A 12,042-nucleotide genomic window follows, 5' to 3' on the forward strand; every position below is an offset into this window, starting at 1 on the left:
TTATGCGGCTTCGGCTTCTTCGCGAAGCCGGTCGTATTCTTCGGGAGTGATATCGTGGATAGAGCGCTGATTATCGTTGGCAGCGGCCCGGAAGACGGCCAGCGCGGACGCGATAGCGCCGTCGATATGATTGCTGTGGCGGGTGCCCTTGTGCATCGTGGTTAGTTCGCTGGCGCTGGTCGCCCGCTTCACGACGACGCTTTCGAAGTGATTGCGAAGGATCGGGTGCGCGCCGTGCCGGATGCGCCGGCCATTCACCACGCGCTCAAGGTCGCAAATCGGGCCGTGCATGTGCTTCGCCGTCTGCGGAAGCTGAAGCACACTAATGTCGTGGTCCATAAGCTTCGACATGAGCGGGCCGGCGAGCGACGGGTCGAAGACGACTTCCTGCACGTCGTGGGTGCCGCAAAGGTCAATGATGCGGTCGGCGATCACGTCCGGTTCGATCACGGGGCCGTCGATCACGTTTAAAAGGCCATCGTCGCGCCAACGGGGATAGGGAACCTGTTCAACCTTCGCCTTGTCGTCTAGCCCTTCGGACGGCAGGTAGAACCACGGGTGCACAGTGATGCGCCCGTCATCGTGACGCCACGCGCCGACGATAGCGGTCAAGTCACCGGAGCGTGACAAGTCTACGCCGAGCCAGCACGGCAGACTTTCAAGATCAGAAAGATCAAAGCTCGGATCGAGCCCGGCGTCATATACGGCCATATCAAACAGCGGATCGCGGGAAGCGGCCTGCCAGATGTTTAGATGGAACTGCTGGAACGCGAACCGTTCGGCGGGCCGGTGCTCGGCCTCGCGTGCCATCGTGCGCAAACCGCCGAGATCGGGGAAGCCGTGCGCAAGGCCGGGATTGACCTTGTGCCAAACGCCTTCGTTGCGCCAGTCGTCGCCGGGTTCGGCTTCGAAAATAATCGGCAGAAAAGCCGGATCATCGATTTCGCCGGTCGCCACCTTCCGGGCGTAGTCGTAAAGCTCGAAGCCGATGTTTTCCTGTCCACGGCCTGCGGTCGTGGCGATGATCATCAGCGTGTCAGGCACTTTCGCCATGCCAGACTTCAGCGCTTCCCAAAGATCGCGGCCCTTCCAAGCGTGGATTTCATCGACAAGCACAAAGGAAGGCGTCTTGCCGTGCTGCGCCGCGCCATCGCTCGATACGGCCAACAATTCGGCCTTGTTCGGGCGTGAAATGATCTTCTTCGCGCTGTTGTGGGCGTCATAGATGCGGGTTGCAGCCACAAGGCGGCGATCCTCGCGCACGATGTTCGCGGCTTCCTTGAAACCGATGCCAGCCTGTTCGCGGTCGGATGCTGCGAAGATCGCCTGTCCAGCCGGGCGAGCTTCCGGGCCGATGGTATGGAGAAGCGCCCACGCCGCGGCGATGCTGGTCTTGCGGTTGCCGCGGGGAAGCATGAGGAAGACGGTGCGCACGATGCGGCTTCCGTCCGGGTTGCGCGGACCGTAGATGCGGCGTGTCATACGCTCCTGAAAGTCGTAGAGCTGGAAACGGCCCTTCGGCGCGACACTGGCCGGGTGCTTCAGCGCCCGGATGAAGTCAACTGCTTCCTGCCCGTATCCGAATGGATCGGGGATTGGCGAGCCGTCATCAATCCAGTGCGGGAACGCGCTCTTAGCCATTGGCGCGGTTCCTGCCGATCATCATAGGGTTATCTTCGTCATCGTCGGTTGCAGCGCTGCCAACGCGTGCGCGCGAAACCGGTGACAGGCCGTATTCTGCGGCAAGCTGCCGGGCCGTCTGCATCGCCTTATCCTGAGCCCGGCAAAGCTTCAGATCGATATCGCCAGACGCGCGAAGGGCGTCCTCAATCTCACGGACAAGGCCACGGGCGCGGCAATAGTCTTCCACCCCGCCGAGATCGCCACGGGTGACGATACCGCGTTCAATGAGGCCGGGCATGATCCGCTTCCATTCGGCGCGCGCATACGGCGAAAGGTGCTTCGGCGCTGCCGGTGCCTTCGTCAATGCGTTGCTGTCGCGGGAAACGGGCGGCTTCACGCCGCGAAGGTGGGTCACTACTTCAGGGCCTCGCCACGAAGTTCGAGGGCGTCTCGCCTGCCGAGTTCCTTGATTTCCTTGATGCCGTAGGCCGCGCCGGCATAGGTCACGCGGTCGGCGGTCGTAATGCCAGGGCGATACCGGACACGGAAAATCACGGTGCCGGTCTCCGCCTCGCCGTAGCCGGTGAAGAATTCGCTCGCCGTCTGCTGAAGCACTTCGGCCCATACGGTTGCAACCGGCGTCCATACCTTCACGACGCTGCCGGATGGCTTCACGGTCTCGGTCTCGCGCTGGATGGTGATGCGGCGATCCATGTTCCCGATGTTGATCATCAGATGATCCACCGAATGAGGGCTTCAACGGAAAGGACGCCGTGCCCATAGGCCGGGTCGGGGTCACGCGGGAACCGGGATGCCGAGACGCGGAAGTGATCGCAATAGCCGCCTTCGATAGGCAAGCTGCGCTTGTCGAGAGCGGCCATGACCGTGCCGGCGATTTCCTTCGCTGCGTCCTGCCCGGCGTCGAGCGTCCAGATATGGAGATCCAAATAAACCCATGCCGTGCGCTGGCTGGTATAGTCGTGGCCGTGCAAGGACGTGCTGCCGTCGCCCATGATGATGCACGGCGTCTTATCGGGCCGGGTGCTGCCGGCGCGGATATGGTCAGCCGGGACAAGCGAGACGACGCCCGGCGCGTTCACAAGCGCAGTGCGGATAGCGGTCTGAAGGGTAAGGGTCGGTTCAATCATTCTTTCCGTTCCATGCGTCTCGCACGGCCTTTCGCCCGGTGCGGTCAATTCGTTGCTGAAGCTGCTTGCGGAGAAGGCGAAGGGCCGGCCAAAAGAAGGGCTGCGCTTCGGTCTTGCTGGTCCCGTATTCGACAAGGTGCGGGTAACGGGCGTCACTGTTGCCAGCGGTTACGATCACTTCATGTTCGCCAGCCACGCGGGAACCGCCCGGCTGCGAGTAAGCGGGCGTTGATTGGCCGGGGCCGGTGACGGCGATGCTATCCTTGAGCGCGCCGGTATCTTCAGGCGCAAGGTGCCTCTGAGCGTCGGCGAGTTCCTGCGCCGAAGTCATCAGCGCCTTCGTGATCTGTTGGCGCGGGGCCTGCTTCGCCCGGTCGAACGCCTTCATGAGTTCGTCGAGGCCGTCCTTACTCGCCATCTGTGAACCACTTTTCGCGGTAGCTATCGAGGATCGAGGCAACGTTCTGCGGCGCAAGCTGCATGGAAAGGCCAAACGTGGCGATGTTTCGGCACTCAAAATAGAAGGAAACAAGCCGCAAAATGGCGAGTTTTACGTCTGCCGGAACCGGATTGAGATCCACAATCGGCTTGCCGATGTAGTTGCCGCACCACGTTTCTGCGGCCTCGATATAGAGCGCAACAAGCTCATCTTCGGCGGTTCCATCCACCTTCATATGAGCCTTGGCGAGTTCAAGACTTACTGCGGTCATGCTGCACTTTCTGAAAAAGTTATATTCGGGCTCTCTTGCGCGGTGCTCCCCGCGCCGGTCCCCTGATTGAACGAAAAATTCACGACTACCCCGCTACGGCATGCACAACTTCGGAGTTGTGCTGGTGAAGAGGGCTGATTGTGAGTGGGAGTGAGTTTTGGGCGGTGAGCGGTGTTGTTGTCACTGCACTCGGAGCGGCCTTTGGTTACCTGCAATTGCGGGGGCCTAAAGCCAAGCTTTCCTTTGAGGTATTTGGCCGAGGGATTATTCGCGACGGGCTGCCTGTTCACGATGGCCCGTTGCTTCTCGTCAGCATCGTCAATACAGGCGGAGTTGTTGTCAGTATCGATCGCATCGAACTTCATCGCTATCGGACCACCATTGACCGACTGATGGGGCGACCGGCAAAAGTTCATGGGTGCGAAGATCCAAGCATTCGCGGTCAGAATGCGAGGGACGCACTTCCATATGAACTGCAGCCAGGACAACGATGGGTTGGCACTGCACGCTTCGATGAAGATATGCTCAAGGAGTTCCGGCGCGGGGAATATTGGTTTGCGATCCATACGGCGAGCCGAAAATGGCCCCATCTTCGGCATATTCCAAGGTCTTGAACTGGTTTGAAGCGACAGCTCTTGCGATTGATTTGACATCACTTACTGCGCTCCTGCCGCTGCTTGATTGAGTTGTGGCAGGGTGCGCAAAGGGGCTGCCAGTTTGCCCGGTGCCAGAATAGGCGCTTGTCGCCACGGTGCGGCATGATGTGGTCCACGACGGTAGCAAGGCGTGCGATGCTGCTCTTGCTGCACTCGCGACAATGCGGGTGCATAGCCAGGTATTCGAGCCGGGCCTTGCGCCATTCATGGTTATAGCCGCGTGCACGGGCGGAAGGCCGGCGTGCGTCGTGGCGTGCGTTGCGCTCACGGCGTGCGTTCTGCTGGCAAGCGCAAAGCTCGCCGTGCGGCACAACATTGCCGCAAGAACAGATGCGAGGCGGTTTGCTCATCGGCCCGCCCTCTTGATGCTGCCCCTAAGTGCTTCGAGGGCATTGCGGTCAAATTCAGGTTCAAGGCCAGTGGCGACGTTCCGCGCGGCCTGTTCGGGGTCGGGGGCGTTCACGGTGTCATCGCCAGTGCCGAACCTTCCAATACAAGCTTCGTTGATTTCGGTCGGCGTGGCGTTCCACGCTGCTTCCGGAGTCCAGCCGAGTGCGCCGGTCGCCGCCCGATAAAGGCCCCGATATTCATCGGACCACACAATGAGCTTGCCCGTGCCGGTCGAGGGCTTTGCCTTCGGATCGGGCGCGCACTTGAACATAGAAACGAGTTCGGCGAGCGGCTGGCGCACGGCGAGGAAGAATGGGAAAAGCGGCCTTCCTGCAGGGAATGACAGAAAGGCCGCTGCATCCTGCCGGCTGGTGGCTGCGGTCAGGATGATTTCGGAAATGATGGCCAGGTTGAGATCGTCGAGCGCCCGGAACAGCGTCGGGAAACCGTGGCGTTCAACAAGGGTTGCAGCGGCCCGCAAAGACGGGCGAAGCGTCACGGTGTTGCCACCGTGCGCAATCGTCACCTGTTCGTATGCGGGCCGCTGGTAGGTCATGGATTAAGCGGCCATCTTCAGCTTGCGGAAGACGTCCTTGCGGGCAACGCCAGCGCCGACACGACGGCGAGCGTGGAACCGGATCATGCCTTCGGTCGCCAGAAGATACGGGTTCGGGCGAACCTGAAGTTCAATGCGGTCATAGATGCGATAGCCGGCCTTGAAGTCGCCGAAGATGATCGGGAAGGCGTTTGCCGCGATATCAGGCATGTCGAGAAGCTCGACAACCGGACGGCCAAGGATCGTTTCGGGCTGGCCGGCCTGATAGGACGGCTGCCAGAGGTAGTTGCCCTGTCCATCCTTCAGCTTGCGAACTGCGGCAAGCGTGGTGCCGTTCATGGCCCACGTTCCACGGTTCCGGTAGACGCCCGGCAGGGAATACATGAGGGTGATCAGGGCGTCGGCGGAAAGGTTCGCGGCGTGGCCGTTCAAGGTCTCGGCGAGACCAGTTTCAGCCATGAAGCCTTTCGGCTCGACTGCCGCGCTGCCCTTGACGAACGCGAGACCTTCCTTCGCGCCGAAGTCTTCGGCAAGCGCGAGGCGGATTTCAGCCTCGACATCGTGGCTCGCGTCTTCCAGAAGCCAGTTGCCAACGTCAACGTGCGTGGTCATTTCCTTCACGCCGAATTCCATCTGATCGAAGGTCGGTTCGGACGTTTCGGAAGCGACGGCTTCGCCCTTCCACTTCGCGTTCGTGACGGTCAGGCGCTTCGGCAGGATAACGGTATGCGAGCCTGTCGAACGAACGTCAGCGATGCCGCGAACGGGCGAGAACTCAACAAGGTTGCGGATGAATTCGCCGCTGGTTTCTTCCGGGGCGAGAACGTAGCCGGGCGCGTCGCTGGCGACAGTCAGCGCCTTGCGAACGGTTTCCGGCGCACCTTCAATGCCGGTGCGGAGATACTGAGCGAACGCTTTGCGGGCGTTGTCGTTCTGCGCTTCCGGCTGGTTGTTGTTCGCCGGTGTCGGGCGGCTGAGCCTCGCCTTGATGACCTTCATATCATCCTTCAGCGCCTTCAGTTCGGCAGCGCTGATAACCGGGTCAGCATTCGCTTCCGGCGCATTCTCAAGTTCGTTTTCCATATGTTTTCCTTCGGTGATGGACTTAACGAGGGTGACACGAGCGCCGGAATTGACGGGGCGCTTGCATAAGGAGATTTCATTCACGACGACGCCGTGAATGTTCCGCCCGCCCGTAGGCAGGGGTTCGCTTCCGGTGATGGGACCGGAGATCGAAAGGCCGGCAATGACGCCCTTGCGAAGAAGGCGGTGAGCTTCACGGGCCGGGGCGCTGGCTTCGATGAACAGGCGTCCGGTGACTTCAAGGCCAGCTTCGGTTTCGCGGTAGGACTTCCAGACACCTACGGCCTGCCGCCCGTCATGCTCGATGAACATCGGCACGTCAGGGGCGAACGCGAACGCGCCCTTGTTGATGATGTCGCCTTCGCTGTCCGGCCCATCGAAGGGCCAAGCGATGCCCGACACGGTGCCCGCGTCGTCTGCGGAGATTTTGGCCTTCAGAAGCACATTGTCGTTCTTCATTCGGCGACCTGCTGAAGCGCGTCATTGACGGCTTCGACGCCAAAGAAGAGGGCCGTGATGACGCCATCGGCGATGGCGAAGACTTCTGCGAGCGGACGGCCCACGCCATAGACAGAAACAAGCTGGTCTGCTTCGGCGGGCGTGCTGCCGCCGCCGATCAGGCCGAGCCGGACAACCTGAAGCACGTCGGACAGAGAATAGTCGGACGCGCGGAATCGCCGGAACAGAGCGCCGACGCCGTGGCCGGTCTTGCGCTCAAGTTCTTCGATAAGTTCGTGGGTCGGGAAAGCGAAAGCCTTTTCGCCGTCGCCGAAGAAAGCGGAATGTTCGATCATGCGGCATCCTTCGCCGGGGCCGTGATCGGCGCGGCGTTGCTGGTTGTGTGCGGATTGGTGAGTTCATCGCCGCCCGCAAGCGGTTGAAGGTTGAGGATCGCCCGGACTTCGTTCGGGGTCATGATCCGGTTCGTGACGAGCGCGGTCATGTTCGCCGTGCGGCTGGCCGCGTCGGCGCGCATTAGGTCGTCGGTCACAAACTCGAAATAGTGGCTGTCCTGTTCGTCCTCATTAAGAAGGACGGTCGTGAGGGCGTCAGTCCAGCGGTCCAGCCAGGGGCGAAGGCAAAGCTGAAGGAAGCTTGCTCCCATCGTCTCGGCGTTGCCCCAGGTCGCCCGGTTGAGGTCAAAAATCAGGTGCGGTGGGACGCCAAAAATGCGGGCGATTTCGGCAAGCTGGAACGTGCGGTTTTCAATGAACTGCGCGTCCGTCGAGGTCATGGCCGGCGTTTGCACGCCCATCTTCGGGGGCAGAATAAGCGGCTCTTTGGGATTGCTTTGCCAGCGCCTGTAGTCCTTGAGGATATTTAAGAACCTATTCGCGCCTGCATCGTTTTCGGGGATACGCTCGTCGGACGTGATAATGACTGACGGTCGGCGCCCGCCGCTGAAGAGTTCGGCGGCGTCCCGCTCAAGGATCGCGGCGAGGCCGACAGCCTCCTTTCCGAAGGCAATCGGCGACGTGCCAAGGAAAGACGGAATGTGAAGGATTTCGGAGAAGTGATAATCGCGGGTGCCGGCTTCTTCAGCTACGCGGTAGACCGGTGCACCGGTCAGCTTATCCTTTAGGATCGTGACGGAACGCGGCTCAAGATAGTCCAGCGCGTAAGGCCGTCCGTCATCATAGGGAATGACGCGGGCAAAGCCGTTGCCGTGAATGAGCGCGTCGGCAGTCAGGCGGGTTCGAAGCTCGCCCGCGCCCGTGTATTCGTTAGCGCGGCGGTGGACGATCCGATAGGCGGAATGATCCTTGGCCGCTTCCTTGCCGTCTGCTGTTTCCCGATAGACCTTGCAAGGAAGTGAGCCGATGGTTTCAGAGATAAGGCGCACGGCCTGAAGAACTGCCGGCACGTAGAGTGCAGATTTTCCATTCACGTTTACGCCAGAGTAAGTAGCTCTGACGCCGAACAGTTCATCAATTGCTGAATCAGAAAGAGAATACGCCTTCTTTTCTACTGTAAAGCCGATGGCTTTCCTAACATTTGAAATAGCAGAGGCGAATTTCATTCTTAGTTCCCAAAATTAATCTGGAAACTATTGTCTCATGGTCGGAATCCAGTGTGAATCCCCGGAGGTGAAAATATTCCTAAAAAGGGAATTATCCTAACTCATCAATCTGGATCGGCGACATCAAATCGGTCTGCAATCTCCAAGCACATTGATAGAAAATCCTCCAATGAAAGCCAAACCTCCCAGTTTTTGGACTGGATTTTTCCGGACATTTCGAGAACGCCAGTCATCCCCCACGCAAAGTCGCCATCTCTGTCATTGGAGCCATTGTCATATACATAGCGCAAATCTTCGGCGTGAATGATCTTGTTACAAGCCTCTCTAAATGTAATGTCCTTAGAGTCGCCAACATCTCCGCCATTGTAAATATTTCCTAGATTATACTTGTCTGATATAGTCTCGATGAAGCTACCATACATGCCAGAAAGCCTATGATTTTTAAGTATATCTTCCAATGTTCGCATGCGTATTGCGATATCAAGTAGATGACTACTCAATTTAGCTTCAGCATTCTGAAAGAAGTGTTTGTGTGTCGGCTCGCCAATTCCTTCCGGCGCCGTCCCTTCCAGCGCAGAGCTGGCTTTCAATATGCAAAACGACTTAAAGCAGTTCTCACGGATATCATCGAAATCGATCGGGTGGGGCTTATAGAATGGATGCCAGTATGGGTTTTCCATTTAGGGCTCGCAGAGATGATTGAGGCTCAAGTTTAGATAGCGAATGGAGTTCACAAGTTCCACGCGCTGCTCAAGCATTCCTTGCGGTAGGATGCCGTATATCCCGGTCGTGCTGGCTTTCGTATGGCCGAGGATAAAGCCGAAATTCTCATCTAGATGCCCGGCGCGCCGAAGGGCATCTGCCGCGCCATGCCGAAAGCTGTAGAGGGATAGGCCGCGCCCGGTCTTCATGCCGAGGCGGATAAGGTAGCGTCCAAACTCGCGGGAGAAATCCGCAATCATCTGGCCGCGCGAGTTGCGTTCTGCCAGCGGGAAGAGGCGGGGCTGTCCGGCCTTCTTCATACCGGCGTGATAATCGAGGAAGCCCAGCTTGACTAGTTCGGCATGAACCGGAACGACGCGCATGGAGCCTTCAGTCTTCACGCTCTTACTGTCGTCGCCCAACGTCGTGATATGCATGATCCAATGGCCGTGCTCTCGCCGAACGTCGGACACTGAAAGCTGCGCAATCTCTGCCGGCCGCGCGCCGGAATAGAGCATGATCAATGGCACCCAATAGCGATGATCCCGAATTTTCACGTTGCCGGGCTTCGCGATGTTTCGCCACTCGTCAGGGCTCTGGCATCCGGTAAAGAGCGGCGACTTGAACAGGGTGTTCATTTGATCGGTCGTGAAGGGAAGGGTGCTTTTCTTCTTCTCCTTCGCCAAGGACATGCCATCGGTGGGGTTCTGGTCGAGGTATCCGTGATTGACAAGCCAATTGCAGAACGCGCCTAGACTCGAAAGATAGCGGTTGACGGTGCGCGGGGTGAGCGTCGGTTTACCGACTTCCTCGTTGTGCTTCACGATCTGCGGCAACGTCATTCCAGTGAATGCTTTCGTCTCGGTCGCCTTGACCGGATACTTCATCAAGAGGGCTTTCCACTCACGCACGGCCTTCTTATCAACGCGGTGCACCGGGCAGGTGCTGCCTACGTGCTCAACAAAGGTGCCGATGTCGCGGCGGGCTTGATTGAGCGTGTCGGCGGTGATGTTCTTTGGGTTCTCGCGTTCGTAGATCGCGAATAGCTCCATAATGCTTTCGCCGGGTGCTGCTGTCTCGCGCGCCTTGCCGGTCGCTGGCTTTACGATGGGGTCGGACGGAGTGCCGGAATAGTCGCCCGCGTCTCGCTCGATGCCGCGCTTCAGGGCTTCAATCTCGGCGCGGATCATTCGCCGCGCAGTATCCTTCCACTCGGGGTGGTTCTCATCCATGAGTAAGCGGTTTCGTGCGGCGTAGTCCGCAACCTCATGATCAATAAGCGCGGTTTCGCCGTCTCGAAGATGGCGCTGTAAGTGCTCAAGTTTTACCTGCCGGGCGTTTGCCTCATGTTCGCTCTGGGCCTTGAGCACCATCACCTCAAGGCCAGCATCCATAAGCGCTAGCTTGCTGCCGGTGTCGATACCCGCGACATTCGCCTGATCGATCGCGCGCGCCATCGCGACGTTAATGTCGGCTTTGGTGGGAAGGTGCTGGCGCCCCTGTTCGTCGCGTTCAAGCGTAGCTTCGTAGTGTTGCCACGTTGCATGGGCTTTGTCGTCGGCAGTGATGTCGCGCCGGTTACGGGCATCCCGGAAGATTTCATCCCATTTCACCTTCTCACGATTGAACAGCACTTTGGCCGTAGCTTCGTCTCTGGTGCGAAGTGAAACCTTCTTATCTTCGACGCCGAAGTGCTCCATGAGGTCAACGGGGATATAGACGCGGGCGTAATAGACGCCGCTCGTTCCACGCCGCTGCAGTTTCGCCTGTCTCGCCATGCCTTCCGCCTCACTAAACCGGAACACTAAACCGGAACAGTTTCTAGCTAGAAAGGCATTTATTTGCAATTGGTTATTTGATTTCAGGCGTTTAGGAAAACTTGGATTACTGTCCTGGCGCCCCAGCCACATTTTTCCAGTCAGTTGATCCATTGGTCGGGCGATCGCGCGCGCCGGATTGCATGCACTCTTGTCAAGTCATCTTGCAACTGACACGCTAGTTTCGTTGATTCCAACATGTGTGAGGGAGAAGATGGCTCACAAATTCGAAATCTACAAAGACAAAGCTGGCGAGTTCCGTGTTCGCTTCAAGTACAACAGCGAAGTGATGTTCTCGACCGAGGGCTACAAGACCAAGGCCAGCGCGCAGAACGCCATCGACTCGATCAAGAAGAACGGTCCCGACGCGCCCGTCGAGGACAACAGCGCCGGCTGAGTTCGACGCAATCCCCTAGAAAAACCCGCCCATTTTCACCGGCGGGTTTTTTGTTTGTTGATTTAGCCTGCAGTTGCCGCCGGCTTGGTCTGGGCCGGGGCGCCGAGGAACTCTTCGCACCAGCTCGGACCTTCGGCACGCTTGCGGTCGCCGGCAATGTGGATCGAGCGGATGACGTAGTCGGACGAGACGGTCAGTTGCACCGCGCAGCTCAGATACTCGGTGCGCGCCGAGGAAATGCGCTTGCCGCGCTTGCCGTCCTTGGTGGTTTCGTACTGCGCCGGGATCTTGCGGGTCTTGTAGCCGCCCTTCCAGCTATAGACCGTGGAGCTGCCGCTTTCGACGTCGGAGATCGGCGGACCGTACTGGGCGAAGAAGCCGCCGGCCGGCTGGCCGAGCCAACGGGCTTCGACTGCATTCCTGGAAATCCCCGTCCCGGTCGTCGTGCAGCCGGCGAGCACGAGCGCGAGGCCCGCCACCGTCATCATGCGGAAGTTCATGTTTCTGCCCCTTTGGCTCTCGTTCTGAAATCGGCATGGCACGGAAGCCCGTATCCCCTGGCTTTCCGCGCTTTCCGTTGAGCCTCTAGCGCCAAAAGAGACGAAAGGAAATGCACGCAGCGGTTCCGGTTCCAGGAAATTATGAAGCGTTGCAGAAAGTCCCTATCACGCGCATCTCCGGGGCGCCGTTGGTGCTGACCAGGGCCATTTTGCGCCTACGTTTTCCACCGTCACGATTTTTTTGGAAAAGGCGCAATGTTTTTCGAGATAGGCGCTTGTGAAATCAAAATGCCTGTTCTATAGAGGCGCCGCTGGTCACGGAGTGTAGCGCAGTCTGGTAGCGCACCACGTTCGGGACGTGGGGGTCGCAAGTTCGAATCTTGCCACTCCGACCAGCCAAATCAACCGCTTAGCCGATCTTTCCCGAAATATGCGCCAAA

The 12,042-nt window shown here is 58.8% G+C and carries 16 protein-coding genes and 1 tRNA gene; 3 read left to right on the plus strand and 14 right to left on the minus strand.

What is annotated here, in order from left to right; genetic code table 11:
- The 6 genes from IB263_RS04540 to IB263_RS04565 are packed head-to-tail and all read right to left on the minus strand — an operon-like array spanning window position 1 to window position 3,481.
- Window positions 1-1,641, minus strand: a complete 1,641-nt coding sequence (locus IB263_RS04540; RefSeq protein ID WP_192437728.1) for a terminase large subunit — start codon at window positions 1,639-1,641, stop codon at window positions 1-3.
- Window positions 1,634-2,038, minus strand: a complete 405-nt coding sequence (locus IB263_RS04545; RefSeq protein WP_192437730.1) for a phage terminase small subunit P27 family — start codon at window positions 2,036-2,038, stop codon at window positions 1,634-1,636. Before IB263_RS04545 ends, IB263_RS04540 begins: the two co-directional genes overlap by 8 nt.
- Window positions 2,038-2,355, minus strand: a complete 318-nt coding sequence (locus IB263_RS04550; RefSeq protein ID WP_192437732.1) for a phage head closure protein — start codon at window positions 2,353-2,355, stop codon at window positions 2,038-2,040. Before IB263_RS04550 ends, IB263_RS04545 begins: the two co-directional genes overlap by 1 nt.
- Window positions 2,355-2,771 (minus strand): DUF3168 domain-containing protein, encoded by a 417-nt coding sequence (locus IB263_RS04555; RefSeq protein ID WP_192437734.1) that lies wholly within the window; start codon window positions 2,769-2,771, stop codon window positions 2,355-2,357. The genes IB263_RS04550 and IB263_RS04555 overlap by 1 nt, the downstream gene beginning before the upstream one ends.
- Window positions 2,764-3,189: an HK97-gp10 family putative phage morphogenesis protein gene (locus tag IB263_RS04560; protein ID WP_192437736.1), complete on the minus strand. Its 426-nt coding sequence runs from the start codon at window positions 3,187-3,189 to the stop codon at window positions 2,764-2,766. The genes IB263_RS04555 and IB263_RS04560 overlap by 8 nt, the downstream gene beginning before the upstream one ends.
- The gene (locus tag IB263_RS04565; protein ID WP_192437739.1) at window positions 3,179-3,481 is read right to left on the minus strand and encodes a head-tail connector protein; all 303 of its coding nucleotides are present in this window, start codon (window positions 3,479-3,481) and stop codon (window positions 3,179-3,181) included. The genes IB263_RS04560 and IB263_RS04565 overlap by 11 nt, the downstream gene beginning before the upstream one ends.
- Before the next feature lie 164 nt (window positions 3,482-3,645).
- Between IB263_RS04565 and IB263_RS04570 the strand changes: the two genes are divergently transcribed.
- Complete coding sequence (locus tag IB263_RS04570; protein ID WP_192437741.1) at window positions 3,646-4,095, plus strand: hypothetical protein; 450 nt, start codon at window positions 3,646-3,648, stop codon at window positions 4,093-4,095.
- Window positions 4,096-4,133: 38 nt separating this feature from the next.
- Here IB263_RS04570 and IB263_RS04575 read toward each other — a convergent pair whose 3' ends face one another.
- The 7 genes from IB263_RS04575 to IB263_RS04605 all read right to left on the minus strand — a co-directional run bounded on the left by IB263_RS04575 (window position 4,134) and on the right by IB263_RS04605 (window position 10,819).
- On the minus strand, window positions 4,134-4,487 hold the full coding sequence (locus IB263_RS04575) for an HNH endonuclease (RefSeq protein WP_192437743.1): 354 nt from the start codon (window positions 4,485-4,487) through the stop codon (window positions 4,134-4,136).
- The gene (locus tag IB263_RS04580; RefSeq protein ID WP_192437745.1) at window positions 4,484-5,083 is read right to left on the minus strand and encodes a phage tail assembly chaperone; all 600 of its coding nucleotides are present in this window, start codon (window positions 5,081-5,083) and stop codon (window positions 4,484-4,486) included. The genes IB263_RS04575 and IB263_RS04580 overlap by 4 nt, the downstream gene beginning before the upstream one ends.
- Window positions 5,084-5,086: 3 nt before the next feature.
- A complete protein-coding gene (locus IB263_RS04585; RefSeq protein WP_192437747.1) occupies window positions 5,087-6,625 on the minus strand; it encodes a phage major capsid protein in 1,539 nt (512 codons plus the stop codon).
- Window positions 6,622-6,960: a gene transfer agent family protein gene (locus IB263_RS04590; protein WP_192437749.1), complete on the minus strand. Its 339-nt coding sequence runs from the start codon at window positions 6,958-6,960 to the stop codon at window positions 6,622-6,624. The genes IB263_RS04585 and IB263_RS04590 overlap by 4 nt, the downstream gene beginning before the upstream one ends.
- Window positions 6,957-8,186, minus strand: coding sequence for a phage portal protein (locus IB263_RS04595; protein ID WP_192437751.1), 1,230 nt, complete (start codon window positions 8,184-8,186; stop codon window positions 6,957-6,959). The genes IB263_RS04590 and IB263_RS04595 overlap by 4 nt, the downstream gene beginning before the upstream one ends.
- A gap of 104 nt (window positions 8,187-8,290) precedes the next feature.
- Complete coding sequence (locus IB263_RS04600; RefSeq protein ID WP_192437753.1) at window positions 8,291-8,866, minus strand: hypothetical protein; 576 nt, start codon at window positions 8,864-8,866, stop codon at window positions 8,291-8,293.
- Window positions 8,867-10,819, minus strand: coding sequence for a site-specific integrase (locus IB263_RS04605; protein ID WP_246810955.1), 1,953 nt, complete (start codon window positions 10,817-10,819; stop codon window positions 8,867-8,869).
- 100 nt (window positions 10,820-10,919) lie between these two features.
- On the opposite strand from IB263_RS04605, the gene IB263_RS04610 reads away from it, so the two are divergent.
- Window positions 10,920-11,102, plus strand: coding sequence for a YegP family protein (locus IB263_RS04610; protein ID WP_034801332.1), 183 nt, complete (start codon window positions 10,920-10,922; stop codon window positions 11,100-11,102).
- Between the two features lie 62 nt (window positions 11,103-11,164).
- Here IB263_RS04610 and IB263_RS04615 read toward each other — a convergent pair whose 3' ends face one another.
- Window positions 11,165-11,602 (minus strand): hypothetical protein, encoded by a 438-nt coding sequence (locus tag IB263_RS04615; protein ID WP_034801335.1) that lies wholly within the window; start codon window positions 11,600-11,602, stop codon window positions 11,165-11,167.
- Window positions 11,603-11,920: 318 nt separating this feature from the next.
- On the opposite strand from IB263_RS04615, the gene IB263_RS04620 reads away from it, so the two are divergent.
- Window positions 11,921-11,997: transfer RNA gene (locus IB263_RS04620), tRNA-Pro, on the plus strand.
- Window positions 11,998-12,042 lie beyond the last annotated feature (45 nt).

This window comes from Ensifer sp. ENS03, from assembly GCF_014852035.1.
GTDB lineage: Bacteria > Pseudomonadota > Alphaproteobacteria > Rhizobiales > Rhizobiaceae > Ensifer > Ensifer adhaerens.